This window comes from Peribacillus alkalitolerans (genome assembly GCF_010882125.1).
Classification (GTDB): Bacteria; Bacillota; Bacilli; order Bacillales; family DSM-1321; genus Bacillus_BN; species Bacillus_BN alkalitolerans.
Genome location: NZ_JAAGVZ010000018.1, coordinates 17,266 through 38,764 on the forward strand (window position 1 = coordinate 17,266; position 21,499 = coordinate 38,764).

Sequence of the window (21,499 nt, forward strand, 5' to 3'; positions counted from 1 at the left end):
TGACATCCAATGGGGTTCGAGTGGGTCTTTCTTTTCGATTTCCTTTGTTGGAATGTAAATAAATGAGCGATTGACATTAAAAGACAGCCATGGTACAGTTTTATGGACATAAAAGAATCATTAAGCAGGTGTTGAAACATGCGATCTAAAGTCATTCTAGCTTGTGCTGAATGCGGATCAAGGAACTATACGACGGAGAGCACCAGTGCATCTAAATCGGAACGTTTCGAAATAAAGAAACATTGCAAAACTTGCAATGCTCATACACTTCATAAAGAAACCAAATAGTGATTTACTAGAATTTGGAATAATAGATGCATTCATTGAGGGTTGGAGGTTACGAACATGCAACGCATTACTGAGTTTTTCCGCGGCGTCGTACGTGAAATGAAAAAAGTAAGCTGGCCAAAGCGTCAAGAGCTTACTAAATATACAATCACTGTACTTGCGACTGTGGTTATCATGGCATTGTTCTTTACTGTTGTTGATCTGGGCATTTCTGAACTTATTCGTTTGATTCCATAAATAATATTCTGCAATTAATATGAATAAGGTATTCGAAAAAAAGTCATAATAGTGATAGAATAATATTTAACTCAAAAAAGCCCGTTATACGGGTTTTTTATTTGTTTAAAAAACTTAATGAGAATAGTATCAATATCAATAAGGTTAACGAACTAGATCATACACAGCCTAATGATAGAATACAAGGCAGGGAGGGAAGGACATTACGTCCTATAATTCATGGAAAAAAATTGGTATGTCGTTCACACTTACTCTGGATATGAGAATAAGGTAAAAGCCAATCTAGAAAAACGTGTGGAATCAATGGCGATGCAAGATAAAATCTTCCGTGTGGTAGTTCCAGAGGAAGAGGAAACCGATATCAAAAACGGTAAGAAAAAAGTAGTGAAAAAGAAAGTGTTCCCAGGTTATGTGCTTGTTGAAATCATCATGACCGATGATTCTTGGTATGTAGTTCGTAATACTCCTGGGGTGACAGGTTTTGTTGGTTCTGCAGGTTCTGGTTCTAAGCCTACTCCACTTCTTCCAGAAGAGGTTCAAATGATCCTTAAGCGTATGGGCATGGAAGAAAGAAGAATTGAAGTTAACTTCGAACTAGGGGAGACTGTCAAAGTGAACCAAGGTCCGTTTGCTAACTTCACAGGTACAATTGAGGAGTTGGACAAAGACAAAGCGAAGTTGAAAGTCATGGTTGATATGTTCGGCCGTGACACTAAAGTAGAGCTAGACTTTGACCAGGTGGAAAAATTATAATCCAAAAAAACTTGAAATGCATTTGAAAAAGTGGTAATATTTCATAGGTCAGTATGTCTCGTTCTAGAGACCTGAACAAATTGTTTAGTTCTTTATTTTTTTATATAAAGAATGTGAAGAGTGGGAGGGGTAATGCCCCTATTACCACATCACGGACTATAAGGAGGTGTGTCTCGTGGCTAAAAAAGTTATTAAGCTTGTAAAACTTCAAATTCCTGCAGGTAAGGCTAATCCAGCTCCACCGGTTGGTCCTGCTTTAGGTCAAGCTGGTGTTAACATCATGGGCTTCTGTAAAGAGTTCAACGCTCGTACAGCAGAACAAGCTGGTCTGATTATCCCTGTTGAAATCACGGTATTCGAAGACCGTTCATTTACATTCATTACGAAAACTCCACCTGCTGCTGTTCTTCTTAAGAAAGCTGCTGGTATCGAGTCTGGTTCTGGTGAACCAAATCGTAAAAAAGTTGCAACAGTCAAGCGTGACAAGGTACGTGAGATTGCTGAAACTAAAATGCCTGATCTAAACGCTGCAAACGTTGAGTCTGCAATGCGTATGGTTGAAGGTACTGCACGAAGCATGGGTATCATCATTGAAGATTAATCCATGTAATTGATTGATGTTTGCTACGGGGGTTGCGATGTTGAAATGATTACTCGCAACCTTTATTCGTGGGAGGTTATTCCGTTAAAACCACATATTAGGAGGAAATTTTCATGGCTAAAAAAGGTAAAAAATATCTTGAAGCTACAAAGCTTGTAGATACTCAAAAAACTTACCCTGTAACTGAAGCTGTAGAGCTTGCTAAAAAAGCTAACTTCGCTAAGTTTGATGCTACTGTAGAAGTTGCATTCCGTTTAGGCGTAGACCCTAAGAAAGCTGATCAACAAATCCGTGGAGCAGTTGTACTTCCAAATGGAACTGGTAAAACTCAACGTGTATTAGTATTCGCTAAGGGTGAAAAAGCTAAAGAAGCAGAAGCTACTGGTGCAGACTATGTAGGTGATTCTGACTACATCACTAAGATCCAACAAGGTTGGTTCGATTTCGATGTAATCGTTGCAACTCCAGACATGATGGGTGAAGTTGGTAAACTTGGTCGTGTATTAGGACCAAAAGGTTTAATGCCAAATCCTAAAACTGGAACAGTTACATTTGATGTTACTAAAGCTGTGAACGAAATCAAAGCTGGTAAAGTTGAATACCGTGTTGACAAAACTGGAAACATCCATGTTCCAATCGGTAAAGTTTCTTTCGAAGACAATAAGCTAGTTGAGAACTTCACAACTATTTTTGATACATTATTAAAAGTTAAGCCTGCGGCTGCAAAAGGTACTTACATGAAGAACATCACTGTAACTACTACAATGGGCCCTGGTGTGAAAGTTGATGCTTCTACTTTCACAGCTGTAAAATAATTAACAAATTGTTGACAAGCTAAAACATGTTAGTTATAATGTGTTTTGTTGTTATAAATATGAATACCATTTGTACCGTAGACAGTAGGTGCCTAGTGCTTAATATCCTACCGAGGTAATTTCGATATATATAGTTATTGAACTATGTTTTGGAATTAACTGCCCTCATGTCTAATGTTTGATATGAGGGCTTTCTAATGTGCGGTATAAATGTGTTTCAAGCAAATCTACAGGAGGTGTAAATATGAGCAGCGCTATTGAAACTAAAAAGGTAATCGTTAATGAGATTGCTGAAAAGTTCAAAACTAGTAAAACGGCAGTTGTTGTTGACTACCGTGGATTGAAAGTTGCTGAAGTCACTGAACTTCGTAAACAACTTCGTGATGCTGGCGTAGAATTCAAAGTTTACAAAAATACTTTGACTCGTCGTGCTACGGAAGCTGTTGAACTAGGTGGATTAAATGATGCACTTACTGGTCCAAATGCGATTGCGTTCTCTGCTGACGACGTAGTTGCTCCTGCGAAAATCCTTAATGATTTCGCAAAGAAACACACTGCATTAGAAATTAAAGCTGGTGTAATCGAAGGAAACGTTGCTTCTGCTGAAGATGTTAAAGCTCTTGCAGAACTTCCATCCCGCGAAGGCTTACTTTCTATGTTGCTTAGCGTTCTTCAAGCTCCAATCCGCAACTTCGCACTTGTTACGAAGGCAGTATCAGAGCAAAAAGAAGAGCAAGGTGCATAATTACAAATTAGCATCTAAATGTACCAACCAAAAACTAATTTCCTAAAAACTAAGGAGGAACAATACAATGACTAAAGAACAAATCATTGAAGCAGTTAAAAACATGACTGTTTTAGAATTAAATGACCTTGTAAAAGCAATCGAAGAAGAGTTTGGTGTAACTGCTGCTGCTCCTGTAGCAATGATGGGTGGAGCTGGAGCTGGTGAAGCTGCTGCTGAACAAACAGAATTCAACGTAGTATTGGCTTCTGCTGGAGATCAAAAAATTAAAGTTATCAAAGTTGTTCGTGAACTTACAGGTCTTGGCCTTAAAGAAGCGAAAGAACTTGTTGACAACACTCCAAAAGCAATTAAAGAAGGCGTTACTAAAGAAGAAGCTGAAGAAGTTAAAGCTAAGCTTGAAGAAGTTGGAGCAAACGTTGAAGTTAAGTAATATCGCATAATTAAAAGCTCGCTGATTTCAGCGGGCTTTTTTAATCAATATAATTCTTCCATCTTTCTTCGAAAAGATTTCTCTTCACATGATCCTTTCAAAAGGAGGAGTATCCATTGACAGAACATTATTACTCCAAAAACCCAAACATAGAAAGTCGACCGAAATATTGGGATTTCACCCTTAGAGGCCTATCACTTAAGTTTAAAACCGATAACGGTGTATTCTCTAAAAATGAAGTAGACTTTGGATCCCGATTATTAATAGAAACATTTAGTATGCCTGAGGGTGTAGATGGTGACATCCTAGATGTCGGGTGTGGATATGGACCAATTGGATTGACGCTTGGAAAGTTATATCCTGACCGTCATGTTGAAATGGTAGATGTAAATGATAGAGCGATTGAGTTGGCGAAACATAATGCCCAAGCTAACGCGATTATGAATGTAAACATTCACGAAAGTAATGTGTACGAAAAAATCGAAGGAAGCAGGTATGCTGCTATCTTATCCAATCCACCAATACGAGCTGGTAAAAGTGTGGTTCACTCTATCTTATCTGAAAGCTACAACCATTTAGTTGAGGATGGGGAGCTTTGGATTGTGATCCAAAAGAAACAGGGAGCTCCATCGGCTATGGCGAAAATGGAAGAGATTTTTGGCAATGTTGAGATAGTGGAAAAGAAAAAAGGATATTTTATTCTTTTCTCTAAAAAAAATTGACTTGATTTTTTTGCTATGTTAGTATTATAAAATGCATATATATACTTTCCTTTTCTATGCCTATTTTTAGCTATTTCCTAAAATTAATAGTATAAGAATTGGCTAAACTGGGAAAAATATATAAATAATAGTGCGTTTTATGTGAAATATGGTTTTGAAATATAAACCATTTTCTTTTTGTCTAAGGAAATTTTATGTTTCTTTAGATGATAGATCCTTATAATGCTTGATTTGAGGGGTGAATCTGTTGACAGGTCAACTTGTTCAGTATGGACGACACCGCCAACGCAGAAGTTATGCACGAATTAGCGAGGTTTTAGAGTTACCAAACCTTATTGAAATCCAAACTTCTTCCAATCAATGGTTCTTGGATGAAGGATTACGTGAAATGTTCCAGGATATTTCACCTATCGAGGATTTCACGGGTAATCTTTCGCTTGAATTTATCGATTATAGCCTCGGAGATTCAAAATACTCCGTGGAAGAGTCGAAAGAGCGAGATGTTACATATTCTGCACCACTTCGTGTGAAGGTCCGTCTTGTTAATAAAGAAACAGGGGAAGTAAAAGACCAAGATGTATTCATGGGTGACTTTCCTTTAATGACGGAAACAGGCACATTTATCATTAACGGAGCAGAACGCGTTATCGTTTCTCAGTTAGTTCGTTCTCCAAGTGTGTATTTCAGTAAAAAAATTGATAAAAATGGTAAAAGAGGCTTCACAGCAACGGTCATTCCAAACCGTGGTGCTTGGCTTGAATATGAGACAGATGCTAAAGATGTTGTGTATGTGAGAATTGACCGTACAAGAAAGCTTCCTGTAACAGTTCTATTACGCGCATTAGGTTTTGGCTCTGATCAAGAAATCATCGATTTAATCGGTGACAATGAATATATCAGAAATACGCTAGAAAAAGATAACACAGAAAGCACTGATAAAGCATTGCTAGAAATTTACGAGCGTCTACGTCCTGGTGAACCACCAACGGTAGAAAATGCAAAAAGCTTACTTGTGTCACGCTTCTTCGATCCAAAGCGTTATGATTTAGCTAATGTTGGTCGTTATAAAATCAACAAAAAGCTTCATATTAAAAATCGCCTATTCAATCAACGTATTGCTGAAACATTAGTTGATCCTGAAACAGGTGAAATTATTGTTGAAAAAGGAACACTTCTAGACCGTCGTACACTAGACCGTATTATTCCGCATCTAGAGGCAGGCATTGGTTCAAAAGATGTCACTCTTGTAGGTGGAGTAGTAGATGAAGATGTTCGTGTTCAATCAATTAAAACTTTCGCACCTGGGGATGTAGATGGTGAAAAGGAAATTAATATTATTGGGAATGCAAACGTAATCGAGCAGATCAAGAATATTACACCTGCTGATATTGTTGCTTCCATTAGTTATTTCTTCAACCTACTTCACTCTGTTGGTGATACAGATGATATCGACCATTTAGGTAACCGCCGCCTTCGTTCAGTAGGTGAGTTGTTACAAAATCAATTCCGTATCGGTCTTTCCCGTATGGAACGTGTTGTCCGTGAAAGAATGTCTATCCAAGACACAAACACGATTACACCACAACAATTAATTAACATCCGTCCTGTTATCGCTTCTATTAAAGAGTTCTTTGGAAGCTCACAGTTATCACAGTTCATGGACCAAACAAACCCGCTTGCAGAGCTTACTCATAAGCGTCGTTTGTCTGCTTTAGGACCTGGTGGTTTAACGCGTGAGCGCGCAGGCTTTGAAGTGCGTGACGTTCACTATTCTCACTATGGTCGTATGTGTCCAATCGAAACGCCGGAGGGCCCAAACATCGGTTTGATTAACTCCCTATCCAGCTTCGCAAAAGTAAACCGTTTTGGATTCATCGAAACACCATACAGACGCGTGGATCCTGAAACAGGTAAAGTAACAGGTAAGATTGATTACTTAACTGCGGACGAAGAAGATTTATACGTAGTGGCTCAAGCGAATGTTCGTCTATCTGATGACGGTTCATTCCTTGATGAAGAAGTAGTTGCTCGTTTCCGTGGTGAAAACACGGTTGTAGCGCGTGACCGTGTAGATTACATGGATGTATCGCCGAAGCAGGTTGTATCTGCCGCGACAGCATGTATTCCGTTCTTAGAAAATGATGACTCCAACCGTGCCCTAATGGGAGCGAACATGCAACGTCAGGCTGTTCCTTTGATGCAGCCAGAAGCTCCAATTGTTGGTACTGGTATGGAATATGTTTCTGCAAAAGACTCCGGTGCTGCTGTAATTTGTAAGCACGAAGGTATTGTAGAGCATGTTGAATCAAGGGAAGTCTGGGTTCGTCGTGTAAAAGAAGTGGACGGACAAGAAGTAAAAGGCGATCTTGATAAGTATCGTATGTTAAAGTTTATTCGTTCCAACCAAGGAACTTGTTATAATCAACGCCCAATCGTAAGTGTTGGCAACCGAGTAGTAAAAGGTGAAATCCTTGCTGATGGACCTTCAATGGAGAAGGGTGAATTGGCATTAGGCCGTAACGTACTAGTTGCGTTCATGACCTGGGATGGCTATAACTATGAAGATGCGATCATCATGAGTGAGCGACTAGTAAAAGATGATGTTTACACTTCAATTCATATTGAAGAATATGAATCAGAGTCTCGTGATACGAAGCTTGGACCTGAGGAAATCACTCGTGATATTCCAAACGTAGGGGAAGATGCACTTCGCAATCTAGATGAGCGTGGAATTGTCCGTGTCGGAGCTGAAGTAAAAGACGGAGATTTGTTAGTTGGTAAAGTAACACCAAAAGGTGTAACAGAACTGACGGCAGAAGAACGTCTTCTACATGCGATTTTCGGTGAAAAGGCTCGTGAAGTTCGTGATACTTCTCTTCGTGTACCTCATGGAGGAGGCGGAATCGTACTTGACGTGAAAGTCTTTAATCGTGAAGATGGCGATGAGTTACCACCAGGTGTCAATCAGTTAGTACGTGCGTACATCGTTCAAAAACGTAAAATCTCTGAAGGGGATAAAATGGCAGGACGCCATGGTAATAAAGGGGTTATCTCCCGTATCCTTCCTGAAGAAGACATGCCGTATTTACCAGATGGTACACCTGTTGATATCATGTTAAATCCGTTGGGCGTACCTTCACGTATGAACATCGGTCAGGTATTGGAGTTGCATCTTGGAATGGCAGCTCGTGCATTGGGAATCCATGTGGCTTCACCAGTATTCGATGGTGCTCGCGAGGAAGATGTATGGTCTACTATTGAAGAGGCTGGCATGGCTCGTGATGCTAAGACTGTATTATACGATGGCCGTTCGGGTGAACCGTTTGATAACCGTGTATCCGTCGGTGTCATGTATATGATTAAACTTGCTCACATGGTTGACGATAAGTTACATGCTCGTTCAACTGGTCCTTACTCACTTGTTACTCAACAACCGCTTGGAGGTAAAGCTCAATTCGGTGGACAACGTTTCGGTGAGATGGAGGTTTGGGCACTTGAAGCATATGGTGCGGCATACACTCTACAAGAAATTCTTACTGTCAAATCCGACGATGTCGTTGGTCGTGTGAAGACATACGAAGCAATTGTTAAGGGTGAAAATGTACCAGAACCAGGTGTTCCTGAATCATTCAAAGTATTAATTAAAGAGCTTCAAAGCTTAGGTATGGATGTTAAAATCCTATCAAGTGATGATAAAGAAATCGAAATGCGTGATACAGAAGATGACGAAGACATTCACCAGGCGGATGCTTTATCATTAGAACCGGAAATTAAAACCGACTCTGTACCTCTTGAGGAAACAGAAGTTAAATAACCTTTCACTATAGGCATTAAGGGTATAACCTGGAGATAATAAGGGAGGTAGGCCCCTTGATAGACGTTAATAATTTTGAGTATATGAAAATTGGTCTAGCTTCACCCGACAAGATTCGTTCTTGGTCATTTGGTGAAGTGAAAAAACCGGAAACAATCAACTATCGTACGTTGAAACCGGAAAAAGACGGTTTGTTCTGCGAGCGTATTTTCGGTCCACAAAAGGACTGGGAATGTCACTGTGGAAAATATAAACGTGTTCGTTATAAAGGCGTTGTCTGCGACCGATGCGGAGTAGAAGTTACTCGTGCAAAAGTTCGTCGTGAGCGCATGGGACACATCGAGCTTGCTGCTCCTGTATCCCACATTTGGTATTTCAAAGGTATTCCAAGCCGTATGGGACTTGTCCTTGACATGTCCCCTAGGGCCCTAGAAGAAGTTATTTATTTCGCGTCTTATGTTGTAACTGAATCTGGTGATACAGCATTAGATAAGAAGCAACTTCTTTCAGAAAAAGAATACCGTGCTTATCGTGAAAAATACGGAAATAAGTTCCAAGCATCAATGGGTGCTGAAGCAATTCGTAAGCTTCTTTCAGACATTGACACTGAAAAAGAGGTTGAGGTCTTAAAAGAAGAGCTTAAGACTGCACAGGGACAACGCCGTACAAGAGCGATTAAGCGTTTGGAAGTGTTAGAAGCATTCCGTAACTCTGGAAATGAACCTTCTTGGATGATCTTAGAGGTTCTACCGGTAATCCCGCCAGAATTACGTCCAATGGTGCAATTAGATGGTGGACGTTTCGCAACATCCGACCTCAATGATTTATATCGTCGAGTAATTAACCGTAACAATCGTTTGAAGCGTTTATTAGATTTAGGCGCTCCAAGCATTATTGTTCAAAATGAGAAGCGTATGCTTCAAGAAGCTGTTGATGCATTGATCGACAATGGTCGTCGTGGCCGACCTGTAACTGGACCGGGTAACCGTCCATTGAAATCTTTGTCCCATATGCTGAAAGGGAAGCAAGGGCGCTTCCGTCAAAACTTACTTGGTAAACGTGTAGACTATTCAGGTCGTTCCGTTATCGTAGTAGGTCCAAACTTAAAAATGTACCAATGTGGTCTTCCGAAAGAAATGGCTTTGGAATTGTTCAAACCATTCGTCATGAAAGAGCTTGTAGGCAAAGGTCTTGCGCATAATATCAAGTCTGCTAAGAGAAAGATCGAAAGACTTTCACCTGATGTATGGGATGTACTAGAATCTGTTATTAAGGAGCATCCAGTTCTATTGAACCGTGCCCCTACTCTACACAGATTGGGTATCCAAGCATTTGAACCAACATTGGTAGAAGGCCGTGCAATCCGTCTTCATCCACTTGTATGTACTGCATACAATGCGGACTTTGACGGTGACCAAATGGCTGTCCACGTTCCACTTTCATCTGAAGCACAAGCAGAAGCTCGTCTTCTTATGTTGGCGGCACAAAATATCTTGAACCCTAAAGATGGAAAACCTGTTGTTACACCATCACAGGATATGGTATTAGGAAACTACTACTTAACCCTGGAAAGAGCAGGAGCAGTCGGTGAGGGAATGGTGTTTAAAGATACAAACGAAGCACTTATTGCATATCAAAATGGATATGTACACTTGCATACGCGTGTAGCAGTACATGCCTCAACTTTAAATAACCAAACATTCACTGAAGAACAAAAGCAAATGCTATTGATGACAACAGTAGGGAAGTTGATATTCAATGAAATCCTTCCTGAAACTTTCCCTTACATCAATGAGCCTACAAAAGAAAACTTAGAGGTGAAAACACCTGAGCGTTTCTTCATTGAAAAGGGTCAAAACGTAAAAGAAACTATTGCGGCGCAACCAATCATTGAGCCGTTTAAAAAGAAAATCCTTGGTAACATTATTGCGGAAGTATTCAAACGTTTCAAAATCACTGAGACGTCTAAGATGCTTGACCGCATGAAAGACCTTGGATTCAGACATTCCACAAAAGCTGGTATTACAGTTGGTGTGGCAGATATCGTAGTATTGAAGGAAAAGAATGTTATTATCGAAGAAGCTCAAACAAAAGTAGATAACGTTATGAAGCAATTCAGACGTGGATTAATTACTGAAGATGAGCGTTATGATCGTGTAATTTCAATCTGGAGTATTGCTAAGGATGATATTCAAGCAAAACTGATGAAGTCCTTGGATAACCGTAACCCTATCTTTATGATGAGTGATTCAGGTGCCCGTGGTAACGCATCTAACTTTACACAGTTAGCTGGTATGCGTGGTCTGATGGCCAACCCGGCTGGCCGAATCATTGAACTTCCTATCAAATCAAGTTTCCGTGAAGGTCTGACTGTACTAGAGTACTTCATTTCTACACATGGAGCGCGTAAAGGACTTGCTGATACAGCCCTAAAAACTGCAGACTCAGGTTACCTAACTCGACGTCTCGTTGACGTTGCCCAGGACGTAATTGTTCGTGATGACGACTGTGGAACTGACCGTGGATTACGCGTCGAAGCCTTGAGAGATGGAACAGAAATCATCGAACGTCTTGAAGAGCGTTTAATTGGAAGATATGCTAGAAGATCAATCAAACACCCTGAAACAAAAGAAATTATTGTTCCAGAAAACGGATTGATCACAGAAGATCTTGCGATACAAATTGAAGAACTTGGCATTCAGTCTGTATGGATTCGTTCTGCATTTACATGTAACACTCGTCATGGTGTATGTAAGAAATGTTATGGACGTAACCTAGCTACTGGCCAAGAGGTTGAAGTTGGTGAGGCTGTAGGTATTATCGCTGCACAATCCATCGGGGAACCAGGAACGCAGTTAACAATGCGTACCTTCCATACAGGTGGGGTTGCTGGAGACGATATCACTCAAGGTTTACCGCGTATTCAAGAAATCTTCGAAGCGAGAAATCCAAAGGGGCAAGCAGTTATTTCTGAAATTGATGGTACGATAATTGCGATCAATGAAGGAAAAGACAAGCAACAGGAGATTGTTGTTCAAGGTGAAGTTGAATCTAGAACATATACAGCTCCATATACAGCTCGTCTTAAAGTGACTGTCGACTCTAAAATCGCTCGTGGTCAAGAAATGACTGAAGGGTCTATCGATCCTAAAGAGTTATTAAAAATTAAAGATACTCTTGCTGTACAAGAATACTTGCTACGTGAAGTACAACGTGTTTACCGTATGCAAGGGGTAGAAATTGGGGATAAGCACGTAGAAGTAATGGTTCGTCAAATGCTTCGTAAAATTCGAGTGCTTGATGCTGGTGAAACTGATGTATTACCAGGAACATTACTGGATATCCACCAATTTACAGATGCAAATACAAATGCTCTTCTTGAAGGTAAAATTCCTGCTACAGGAAGACCGATCCTTCTTGGTATTACAAAAGCTTCTCTTGAAACAGACTCCTTCTTGTCTGCGGCATCCTTCCAAGAAACTACGAGAGTTCTTACGGATGCGGCGATCAAAGGCAAGCGTGATGAGCTACTTGGTCTTAAGGAAAATGTTATCATTGGTAAGTTAGTACCAGCTGGAACTGGAATGCAGCGCTACCGCAAAGCAACTCCAGTATTCGCAGAGGAATCAAATGAAGATGCTATCACTGTTGAATAAATAATATACAAGGCCGGTGTTTTCACCGGTCTTGTATTTATGAATTAAACCTTGAAACTTATATCTTTAACAAATACACAAAAAAATATTTTGGTATAGTTGACATGTAAGTATAAAAGGTGTTATTATTGCAAAGGTGTTCCTATGATATCCTGTACCTTTGGAGGATTGACATATGTCGTATGAAAAAGTCATACAGGCGAAAGAGATTGTTATAGGATCAAAACAAACAGCTAACGCATTAAGGAATCAGGAAGTTTCAGAGCTAATAATAGCAAAGGACGCTGACATGAAATTGAAGGCGGACCTGGTGAAAATAGCATCAGAACAGAATGTGACCATAACATATGTTGACTCCATGCAAAAGCTTGGTAAAGCGTGCAAGATCGACGTAAAAGCTGCAGCTGTTGCAATTAAAAAGTAAAACTGTTTTTGCGTTAAAATGCAAAAACTTTGTTTTTGCTCATTTTTGAACCACCTGGATGTGTGGGACTAGAACCAACTAGCGAAAGGAGGAAGAATAATGCCTACTATTAATCAATTAGTGCGTAAGGGTCGTGAGTCTAAGGAAGTTAAATCAAAGTCTCCTGCTCTTAACAAAGGCTATAACAGCTTCAAAAAATCTCAAACTAACGTATCATCTCCACAAAAACGCGGTGTTTGTACTCGTGTTGGTACAATGACTCCGAAGAAACCAAACTCAGCGTTACGTAAATATGCGCGTGTTCGTTTGACAAACGGTATCGAGGTAACTGCTTACATTCCTGGTATCGGTCATAACCTACAAGAGCACAGTGTAGTATTGATTCGTGGAGGACGTGTAAAAGACTTACCAGGGGTACGTTATCATATCGTACGTGGTGCGTTGGATACAGCTGGTGTTAATAACCGTATGCAAGGTCGTTCTAAATACGGTACTAAGCGTCCGAAAGCTCCAAAGAAATAATAAAGCAAACCATACAATATAGATTCGTTGAAAGGAGGAAATAACATGCCTCGTAAAGGACCTGTTGCAAAAAGAGACGTATTACCAGATCCAATTTATAATTCAAAATTAGTTACTCGTTTAATCAACAAAATGATGATTGACGGTAAAAGAGGTACATCCCAACAAATCATCTACTCCGCTTTCGAACTTATTCAAGAGCGTTCAGGCAAAGAGCCTATGGAAGTATTTGATGCAGCACTAAAAAACATCATGCCAGTATTAGAGGTAAGAGCACGCCGTGTAGGTGGAGCAAACTACCAAGTACCAGTTGAGGTGCGTCCTGACCGTCGTACAACTCTTGGTCTTCGCTGGTTAACAAACTACACTCGCCTTCGTGGAGAAAAAACGATGGTTGAGCGTTTAGCTAACGAGATTCTTGATGCTGCTAACGGTGCTGGTGCATCAGTTAAAAAGCGTGAAGATACTCATAAGATGGCTGAAGCAAATAAAGCATTTGCTCACTATCGTTGGTAGGATCCAAAAAATAATAATAAAACCAAACTCATATAAGGAAGGAGAAAGACCCAATGGCAAGAGAGTTCTCCTTAGAAAAAACACGTAATATTGGTATCATGGCTCACATTGATGCTGGTAAAACAACAACTACTGAGCGTGTACTTTATTACACAGGTCGTATCCACAAAATTGGTGAAACACATGAAGGTGCTTCACAAATGGACTGGATGGAACAAGAACAAGAGCGTGGTATCACAATCACTTCCGCTGCAACTACTGCACAATGGAAGAACCACCGCGTAAACATCATCGATACACCAGGACACGTAGACTTCACAGTTGAAGTTGAACGTTCCCTGCGTGTACTTGACGGTGCAGTAGCAGTACTTGATGCTCAATCTGGTGTTGAGCCTCAAACTGAGACTGTTTGGCGTCAAGCTACAACATATGGTGTACCACGTGTTGTATTCGTAAACAAAATGGACAAAATCGGTGCGGATTTCCTTTACTCTGTAAAGACTTTGCATGATCGTCTACAAGCTAACGCACACCCAATCCAACTTCCAATCGGTGCTGAAGATCAATTCTCTGCTATCATTGACCTTGTAGAAATGAACGCAACTTTCTACGGCAATGACCTAGGAACTGACATTGAAGTGCGAGAAATTCCAGAAGAACACATGGAATTAGCCCAAGAATGGCGCGAAAAGCTAGTTGAAGCGGTTGCTGAGCTTGATGAAGACTTAATGGAAAGATACCTTGGTGGAGAAGAAATCACTAACGAAGAGCTAAAAGCTGCTATTCGTAAAGGTACTGTTAATGTTGAATTCTATCCTGTAATCTGTGGATCAGCTTTCAAAAACAAAGGTGTACAATTAATGCTTGATGCAGTTATTGAGTACCTTCCATCTCCAGTAGATGTACCTGCTATCAAAGGTACTCTTCCTGATTCAGATGAGGAAGTACTTCGTCCTTCTAGCGACGAAGCTCCATTCTCTGCATTAGCATTTAAAGTTATGACTGACCCTTATGTCGGGAAATTAACTTTCTTCCGTGTATACTCTGGTACATTGAGCTCAGGTTCTTATGTACAAAACTCTACTAAAGGTAAGCGTGAGCGTGTAGGACGTATTCTACAAATGCATGCTAACTCTCGTGAAGAGATTTCAATGGTATACGCTGGAGACATCGCAGCTGCTGTAGGTCTTAAAGATACTACAACAGGTGATACTCTATGTGATGAAAAGAACCTAGTAATCCTAGAGTCTATGCAATTCCCTGAGCCAGTTATCCAATTATCTGTTGAGCCGAAGTCAAAAGCAGACCAAGACAAAATGTCTACTGCTCTTCAAAAGCTTCAAGAGGAAGATCCTACTTTCCGTGCTCACACAGACCAAGAAACTGGACAAACTATCATCGCTGGTATGGGTGAGCTTCACCTTGATATCATCGTTGATCGTATGAGACGTGAATTCAAAGTAGAAGCTAACGTTGGTGCACCTCAGGTAGCATACCGTGAGACTTTCCGTGGAAGCGCACAAGTCGAAGGTAAATTCGCTCGTCAATCTGGTGGACGCGGTCAATTCGGTCACGTTTGGATTGAGTTCTCTCCTAACGAAGAAGGAAAAGGATTCGAGTTTGAAAATGGTATCGTAGGTGGAGTTGTTCCACGTGAATACATCCCTGCAGTACAAGCTGGTCTTGAAGATTCTCTTGATCGTGGTGTACTTGCTGGTTACCCACTAGTTGACATCAAAGCAAGACTATTCGATGGTTCTTACCATGATGTTGACTCCAGTGAAATGGCGTTTAAAATTGCCGCTTCAATGGCTCTTAAAAACGCAGCTACTAAATGTAAGCCTGTAATTCTTGAACCTATCATGAGGGTTGAAGTTGTTATCCCTGAAGAATATATGGGAGACATTATGGGTGGTATTACTTCTCGTCGTGGACGTGTAGAAGGTATGGAAGCTCGCGGTAACGCACAAGTTGTTAAATCTATGGTTCCACTTTCTGAAATGTTTGGATATGCAACATCCCTACGTTCTAACACACAAGGTCGTGGAGTATTCTCTATGCACTTCGATCACTACGAAGAAGTTCCAAAGAGCATTTCTGAGGAAATTATCAAAAAAAATAAAGGTGAATAATTGATTTTCGCCTCTTATTAAAGTATAACTACTTATGTAAGCTATGAAAGCAGGTCTCTGCTTTCATAGCAACATATACGATTTAAAAAATACTTACTTTTAAAAATCAAGGAGGAATTCCTAATGGGTAAAGCTAAATTTGATCGCTCTAAGCCACACGTTAACATCGGAACAATCGGTCACGTTGACCATGGTAAAACTACTTTAACTGCTGCTATCACTACTGTTCTTGCAAAAGCTGGTGGTGCTGAAGCACGTGCATACGACCAAATCGACGCTGCTCCAGAAGAGCGTGAGCGTGGAATCACTATCTCAACTGCACACGTTGAGTATGAAACTGCTACTCGTCACTATGCGCACGTTGACTGCCCAGGCCATGCTGACTATGTTAAAAACATGATCACTGGTGCTGCACAAATGGACGGCGGTATCTTAGTAGTATCTGCTGCTGATGGTCCAATGCCACAAACTCGTGAGCACATCCTTCTTTCTCGTCAAGTAGGTGTACCTTACCTTGTTGTATTCATGAACAAATGTGACATGGTAGACGATGAAGAGTTACTTGAGTTAGTAGAAATGGAAATCCGTGACCTACTATCTGAATATGAATTCCCTGGTGATGATATCCCAGTAATCAAAGGTTCTGCTCTTAAAGCTCTTGAAGGAGACGCTGCTTGGGAAGAGAAAGTTATCGAACTAATGAACGCTGTTGATGAGTACATCCCAACTCCTGAGCGTGACAACGCTAAGCCTTTCATGATGCCAGTTGAGGACGTATTCTCAATCACTGGTCGTGGAACAGTTGCTACAGGTCGTGTTGAGCGTGGACAAATTAAAGTTGGTGAAGTAGTTGAAATCGTTGGTTTCACTGAAGAAGCAAAATCTACTACTGTTACTGGTGTAGAAATGTTCCGTAAGCTTCTTGATTTCGCTGAAGCTGGAGACAACATTGGTGCTCTTCTTCGTGGGGTTTCTCGTGACGATATCGAACGTGGACAAGTTTTAGCTAAGCCAGGTTCAATCAAACAACACACTAAATTTAAAGCGGAAGTTTACGTTCTTTCTAAAGAAGAAGGTGGACGTCATACTCCATTCTTCACAAACTACCGCCCACAATTCTATTTCCGTACTTCTGACATTACAGGTATCTGTAACCTTCCAGAAGGCGTTGAAATGGTTATGCCTGGCGACAACATCGAAATGACTGTTGAGCTTATCGCTCCAGTAGCTATCGAAGAAGGTACTAAGTTCTCTATCCGTGAGGGTGGGCGTACTGTAGGCGCTGGCGTAGTTGCTACAATCCAAGAATAATTAATTGATCTAAAGAAGCAGGGAGGACGCTCTCTGCTTCTTTTTTTTTGCGTTTAAAACCATGAAGGTAATTACTAGAAATTCAATAGATCGTAGAAGTGAATATATAATAGAAGAAACACGTCACAATTGGGAAATTCTATTATTAAACATTCACTTGAATTATATACATTAGGTATGTATAATAGAAAAAGTGTGCGACATAAAGATAATATTTATATTTAAGTTTAGTTTTAACTTTAACTTGCTATTACTTTATGTTTTATGTATAATAGACAATGTTGGTCTTTGACCGCGATGAAGTGAGAGGTTGCTGACACACCCGGCCGCTTTGCCATGGCGGTGTGTGGGAAATTTTCACTGAGAACTGTCTATTTTAAAAATAGGCGAAAAGGAGGGAAAATAATGGCAAAACAAAAAATTCGTATCCGTTTAAAAGCATATGATCACAGAATCCTTGATCAATCTGCTGAGAAAATTGTTGAAACTGCAAAGCGTTCTGGTGCTGCTGTTTCTGGTCCAATTCCGTTACCAACTGAAAGATCAGTTTACACAATCCTACGTGCGGTTCATAAGTACAAAGATTCTCGTGAGCAATTCGAGATGCGTACACACAAACGTCTAATCGACATCGTGAACCCAACTCCACAAACAGTTGATTCATTAATGCGTTTAGATCTACCATCAGGCGTAGATATCGAAATTAAATTATAATCCATAAATTAAAACATTTCAGGAGGTGTGACTCATGACCAAAGGAATCTTAGGAAGAAAAATCGGTATGACGCAAGTATTTGCTGAAAACGGCGAACTAATCCCTGTAACTGTAGTAGAAGCTGCTGCTAACGTAGTACTTCAAGTTAAAACAGTTGATGTAGATGGTTACGAAGCGATCCAATTAGGTTTTGATAATAAGCGTGAAAAGCTTTCTAACAAACCTGCAAAAGGACACGTTGCTAAAGCAAACACTGCACCTAAGCGCTTCATTCGCGAACTTCGCGGAGTAAACCTTGGCGAGTACGAGGTAGGTCAAGAAGTCAAAGTTAACATTTTTGCTGAAGGCGAAACTGTTGATGTAACAGGTGTATCAAAAGGTAAAGGATTCCAAGGCTCAATCAAGCGCCACGGACAATCTCGCGGACCAATGTCCCACGGTTCACGTTATCACCGTCGCCCTGGTTCAATGGGACCTGTAGCGCCTAACCGCGTATTCAAAAACAAACTTTTACCAGGACGTATGGGCGGAGAACAAGTAACTGTTCAAAACCTTACTGTTGTAAAAGTTGACGCTGAACGCAACCTACTTTTAATCAAAGGAAACGTACCTGGTGCGAGAAAATCCTTAGTTCAAGTTAAAAGTGCGGTAAAAGCGAAATAATTTAATAGGAAAGGAGGAGCATTAGAAAATGCCAAAAGTTACATTATTTGACCAAAAGGGTTCTAATAAAGGCGAAATCGAACTTAACGAATCTATTTTTGGTATCGAACCTAATCAGCATGTTTTATTCGAAGCAATCATTATGCAAAGAGCTTCCTTACGTCAAGGAACTCATAAAGTTAAAGGTCGTTCTGAAGTAGCAGGCGGTGGACGTAAACCATGGCGTCAAAAAGGTACTGGACGTGCTCGTCAAGGATCTATCCGTTCTCCACAATGGCGTGGTGGTGGTACTGTATTTGGACCAACTCCTAGATCATATAGCTACAAATTACCTAAGAAAATGCGTCGTTTAGCTCTTAAATCTGCATTGTCTGCTAAGGTAATTGAAGAAAGCCTATTAGTTTTGGAAGGTCTTACTTTCGAAGCTCCAAAAACAAAAGAATTCAAAGCTGTACTTAACGGTTTATCAGTAGATACAAAAGCATTGTTCGTAACTGATACTCTAGATGAGAAAGTTGCTTTATCTGCTCGTAACCTTCCTGGGGTTACTGTAGTAGACGCGGCTGGCCTAAGTGTTTTAGATCTTGTTGCTCACAACAAACTAATCATGACTAAAGCTGCTGTTGAAAAAGTAGAGGAGGTGCTTGCATAATGGATGCTCGCGATATCATTAAGCGCCCCGTAATCACTGAACGTTCTTCTGACCTTATGGGTGAAAGAAAATATACGTTTGAAGTTGATGTAAGAGCTAACAAAACACAAGTTAAAGACGCTGTGCAAGAAATCTTCGGCGTTAAAGTTGAAAAAGTAAACATCATGAACTACAAAGGTAAGTATAAGCGTATGGGTCGTCATGCTGGTTATACTAACAAGCGTCGTAAAGCGATTATTACTTTAACAACTGAAAGCAAAGAAATCGAATTTTTTGAAGCGTAATCTACTAGAGAAGGAGGGAATTACACATGGCGATTAAAAAGTACAAACCTACCACAAATGGTCGACGTAACATGACTAGTTCTGATTTTGCTGAAATCACTACTGACAAACCAGAAAAGTCATTACTTGCTCCTCTAAAGAGAAAAGGCGGCCGTAATAACCAAGGTAAGTTAACTGTTCGTCATCAAGGTGGCGGCCACAAGCGTCAATATCGTATTATCGATTTTAAACGCGATAAAGATGGTATACCTGGACGCGTTGCCACTGTCGAATACGATCCAAATCGTTCGGCAAACATTGCACTAATTAACTATGTTGATGGTGAAAAGCGTTACATCCTAGCTCCTAAAAACCTACAAGTTGGTATGGAGATTATGTCTGGTCCTGAGGCTGACATTAAAGTAGGTAACTCACTTCCACTAGCTAACATTCCAGTGGGTACAGTTATCCACAATATCGAATTAAAACCTGGTAAAGGTGGACAGTTAGTTCGTTCTGCTGGTACATCTGCACAATTACTTGGTAAAGAAGGACGTTACGTTCTAGTTCGTTTAACTTCTGGTGAAGTACGTATGATCTTAGCGACATGCCGCGCATCTATCGGTCAAGTTGGTAACGAGCAACACGAACTTATTAACATTGGTAAAGCTGGACGTTCTCGTTGGTTAGGCAAGCGCCCAACTGTACGTGGTTCTGTAATGAACCCAGTTGATCACCCACACGGTGGTGGTGAAGGACGCTCACCAATCGGACGTAAATCTCCAATGTCACCTTGGGGCAAACCAACTCTTGGTGCTAAAACTCGTAAAAAGAAAAACAAGTCCGATAAATTCATCGTACGTCGTCGTAAAAAATAACGGGGTTGAGCTACGGTTCAACAACCGAACCGTAGAACAATCACGAAGGGAGGTACACACATGGGTCGCAGCCTAAAAAAAGGTCCATTTGTTGATGATCATTTAATGAAAAAGGTTGAGAATTTAAATGAAACTGAGAAGAAACAAGTAGTTAAAACTTGGTCTCGTCGTTCTACAATCTTCCCACAATTTATCGGTCATACTATCGCTGTATATGATGGACGTAAACACGTTCCTGTATATATTACAGAAGATATGGTAGGCCACAAACTTGGTGAATTCGCACCAACACGCACATATAAAGGTCACGCTAGTGACGACAAGAAAACAAGACGTTAATGAGAGGAGGGCATCTCATGCAAGCTAAAGCTGTTGCTAACACAGTTCGTATTGCTCCTCGTAAAGTTCGTTTAGTAGTTGATCTAATTCGAGGCAAGCAAGTAGGTGAAGCGGTTGCTATCCTTCGTCATACTCCGAAATCTGCTTCTCCAGTAGTAGAGAAAGTTTTGAAATCTGCTATGGCTAACGCAGAGCATAACTACGAGATGGATATCAATAACCTAGTAGTTACTGAAGCGTATGTAAACGAAGGACCAACTTTGAAGCGTTTCCGTCCACGTGCTATGGGTCGTGCAAGCGCAATTAATAAACGTACAAGTCATATTACAATCGTATTATCAGAGAAGAAGGAGGGGTAATCTGTGGGTCAAAAGGTGAATCCGGTCGGTTTGCGTATTGGTGTCATCCGTGATTGGGAGTCAAAGTGGTACGCAGATAAAGACTACGCAGTTCTTTTACACGAAGATCTTAAAGTTCGTGAATATATCGCGAAACGTTTAAGTGATGCTTCTGTATCTAAAGTTGAAATTGAACGTGCTGCAAATCGCATCAACGTTTCTGTCCATACTGCAAAGCCAGGAATGGTTATCGGTAAAGGTGGTACTGAAGTTGAAGCTCTTCGCAAAGCGTTGAACCAGTTAACTGGAAAACGCGTTCATATCAACATCATTGAAATCAAGAAAGCTGATCTAGACGCTAAACTTGTTGCAGAAAACGTTGCTCGTCAATTAGAAAACCGTGTTTCTTTCCGTCGTGCTCAAAAGCAAGCTATCCAACGTACTATGCGTGCTGGTGCACAAGGTATTAAAACAATGGTTTCTGGTCGTCTTGGCGGTGCAGATATTGCTCGTTCTGAACATTATAGCGAAGGAACAGTTCCACTACACACACTTCGCGCTGACATCGACTATGCTACGGCTGAAGCTGATACTACTTACGGTAAGTTAGGCGTGAAAGTTTGGATCTACCGTGGAGAAGTCCTTCCTACTAAGAAGAAATCCGAGGAAGGAGGAAAATAAT

The 21,499-nt window shown here is 40.6% G+C and carries 23 protein-coding genes and 1 other annotated feature; all 23 genes read left to right on the forward strand.

Translation table 11 applies throughout. The features are described 5' to 3' along the window. The first annotated feature begins 138 nt into the window (after positions 1 to 138). The 23 genes from rpmG (at position 139) to rpsC (ending at position 21,498) form a co-directional block, all read left to right on the forward strand. On the forward strand, positions 139 to 288 hold the full coding sequence (rpmG, locus tag G3O09_RS17400; RefSeq protein WP_163102739.1) for a 50S ribosomal protein L33: 150 nt from the start codon (positions 139 to 141) through the stop codon (positions 286 to 288). Between the two features lie 57 nt (positions 289 to 345). After that, entirely contained in the window at positions 346 to 525 is a 180-nt protein-coding gene (gene secE, locus G3O09_RS17405) for a preprotein translocase subunit SecE (protein ID WP_163102740.1), read from the forward strand. Between the two features lie 219 nt (positions 526 to 744). Further along, positions 745 to 1,278, forward strand: coding sequence for a transcription termination/antitermination protein NusG (nusG, locus tag G3O09_RS17410; protein WP_163102741.1), 534 nt, complete (start codon positions 745 to 747; stop codon positions 1,276 to 1,278). A 175-nt stretch (positions 1,279 to 1,453) separates the two neighbouring features. Beyond that, positions 1,454 to 1,879 carry a 50S ribosomal protein L11 gene (rplK, locus tag G3O09_RS17415; RefSeq protein ID WP_157951008.1) on the forward strand — a complete coding sequence of 142 codons (426 nt, stop codon included), beginning with the start codon at positions 1,454 to 1,456 and terminating at the stop codon, positions 1,877 to 1,879. A 113-nt stretch (positions 1,880 to 1,992) separates the two neighbouring features. Next, the gene (gene rplA / locus G3O09_RS17420) at positions 1,993 to 2,694 is read left to right on the forward strand and encodes a 50S ribosomal protein L1 (RefSeq protein WP_163102742.1); all 702 of its coding nucleotides are present in this window, start codon (positions 1,993 to 1,995) and stop codon (positions 2,692 to 2,694) included. Between the two features lie 57 nt (positions 2,695 to 2,751). Continuing rightward, positions 2,752 to 2,899 (forward strand) — a sequence feature (ribosomal protein L10 leader region). Positions 2,900 to 2,938: 39 nt separating this feature from the next. Continuing rightward, positions 2,939 to 3,439, forward strand: coding sequence for a 50S ribosomal protein L10 (gene rplJ, locus G3O09_RS17425; protein ID WP_163102743.1), 501 nt, complete (start codon positions 2,939 to 2,941; stop codon positions 3,437 to 3,439). Between the two features lie 67 nt (positions 3,440 to 3,506). Beyond that, the gene (rplL, locus tag G3O09_RS17430; RefSeq protein WP_163102744.1) at positions 3,507 to 3,872 is read left to right on the forward strand and encodes a 50S ribosomal protein L7/L12; all 366 of its coding nucleotides are present in this window, start codon (positions 3,507 to 3,509) and stop codon (positions 3,870 to 3,872) included. A gap of 116 nt (positions 3,873 to 3,988) precedes the next feature. Then, on the forward strand, positions 3,989 to 4,594 hold the full coding sequence (locus G3O09_RS17435) for a class I SAM-dependent methyltransferase (protein ID WP_163102745.1): 606 nt from the start codon (positions 3,989 to 3,991) through the stop codon (positions 4,592 to 4,594). 247 nt (positions 4,595 to 4,841) lie between these two features. Next, complete coding sequence (gene rpoB / locus G3O09_RS17440) at positions 4,842 to 8,408, forward strand: DNA-directed RNA polymerase subunit beta (RefSeq protein ID WP_163102746.1); 3,567 nt, start codon at positions 4,842 to 4,844, stop codon at positions 8,406 to 8,408. 56 nt (positions 8,409 to 8,464) lie between these two features. Further along, on the forward strand, positions 8,465 to 12,064 hold the full coding sequence (gene rpoC / locus G3O09_RS17445) for a DNA-directed RNA polymerase subunit beta' (protein WP_163102747.1): 3,600 nt from the start codon (positions 8,465 to 8,467) through the stop codon (positions 12,062 to 12,064). 175 nt (positions 12,065 to 12,239) lie between these two features. Continuing rightward, complete coding sequence (locus G3O09_RS17450; RefSeq protein ID WP_163102748.1) at positions 12,240 to 12,488, forward strand: 50S ribosomal protein L7ae-like protein; 249 nt, start codon at positions 12,240 to 12,242, stop codon at positions 12,486 to 12,488. A 99-nt stretch (positions 12,489 to 12,587) separates the two neighbouring features. Continuing rightward, complete coding sequence (gene rpsL / locus G3O09_RS17455) at positions 12,588 to 13,010, forward strand: 30S ribosomal protein S12 (protein WP_108672020.1); 423 nt, start codon at positions 12,588 to 12,590, stop codon at positions 13,008 to 13,010. A 45-nt stretch (positions 13,011 to 13,055) separates the two neighbouring features. Beyond that, positions 13,056 to 13,526 (forward strand): 30S ribosomal protein S7, encoded by a 471-nt coding sequence (rpsG, locus tag G3O09_RS17460; RefSeq protein WP_163102749.1) that lies wholly within the window; start codon positions 13,056 to 13,058, stop codon positions 13,524 to 13,526. A 53-nt stretch (positions 13,527 to 13,579) separates the two neighbouring features. Continuing rightward, entirely contained in the window at positions 13,580 to 15,658 is a 2,079-nt protein-coding gene (gene fusA / locus G3O09_RS17465; RefSeq protein WP_163102750.1) for an elongation factor G, read from the forward strand. A 123-nt stretch (positions 15,659 to 15,781) separates the two neighbouring features. After that, on the forward strand, positions 15,782 to 16,969 hold the full coding sequence (gene tuf, locus G3O09_RS17470; protein WP_163102751.1) for an elongation factor Tu: 1,188 nt from the start codon (positions 15,782 to 15,784) through the stop codon (positions 16,967 to 16,969). A 405-nt stretch (positions 16,970 to 17,374) separates the two neighbouring features. After that, positions 17,375 to 17,683 carry a 30S ribosomal protein S10 gene (rpsJ, locus tag G3O09_RS17475; RefSeq protein ID WP_019244375.1) on the forward strand — a complete coding sequence of 103 codons (309 nt, stop codon included), beginning with the start codon at positions 17,375 to 17,377 and terminating at the stop codon, positions 17,681 to 17,683. 34 nt (positions 17,684 to 17,717) lie between these two features. After that, entirely contained in the window at positions 17,718 to 18,347 is a 630-nt protein-coding gene (rplC, locus tag G3O09_RS17480) for a 50S ribosomal protein L3 (RefSeq protein WP_163102752.1), read from the forward strand. 28 nt (positions 18,348 to 18,375) lie between these two features. After that, positions 18,376 to 18,999: a 50S ribosomal protein L4 gene (gene rplD, locus G3O09_RS17485; RefSeq protein WP_163102753.1), complete on the forward strand. Its 624-nt coding sequence runs from the start codon at positions 18,376 to 18,378 to the stop codon at positions 18,997 to 18,999. Further along, complete coding sequence (rplW, locus tag G3O09_RS17490; RefSeq protein WP_163102754.1) at positions 18,999 to 19,283, forward strand: 50S ribosomal protein L23; 285 nt, start codon at positions 18,999 to 19,001, stop codon at positions 19,281 to 19,283. The genes rplD and rplW overlap by 1 nt, the downstream gene beginning before the upstream one ends. A 26-nt stretch (positions 19,284 to 19,309) precedes the next feature. Then, positions 19,310 to 20,140, forward strand: a complete 831-nt coding sequence (gene rplB / locus G3O09_RS17495; protein ID WP_163102755.1) for a 50S ribosomal protein L2 — start codon at positions 19,310 to 19,312, stop codon at positions 20,138 to 20,140. A gap of 60 nt (positions 20,141 to 20,200) precedes the next feature. Beyond that, positions 20,201 to 20,479, forward strand: a complete 279-nt coding sequence (rpsS, locus tag G3O09_RS17500; RefSeq protein ID WP_108672013.1) for a 30S ribosomal protein S19 — start codon at positions 20,201 to 20,203, stop codon at positions 20,477 to 20,479. A gap of 17 nt (positions 20,480 to 20,496) precedes the next feature. Beyond that, positions 20,497 to 20,838 carry a 50S ribosomal protein L22 gene (gene rplV / locus G3O09_RS17505; RefSeq protein ID WP_108672012.1) on the forward strand — a complete coding sequence of 114 codons (342 nt, stop codon included), beginning with the start codon at positions 20,497 to 20,499 and terminating at the stop codon, positions 20,836 to 20,838. Positions 20,839 to 20,841: 3 nt separating this feature from the next. After that, positions 20,842 to 21,498, forward strand: coding sequence for a 30S ribosomal protein S3 (gene rpsC / locus G3O09_RS17510; RefSeq protein ID WP_108672011.1), 657 nt, complete (start codon positions 20,842 to 20,844; stop codon positions 21,496 to 21,498). Position 21,499: the final 1 nt, after the last annotated feature.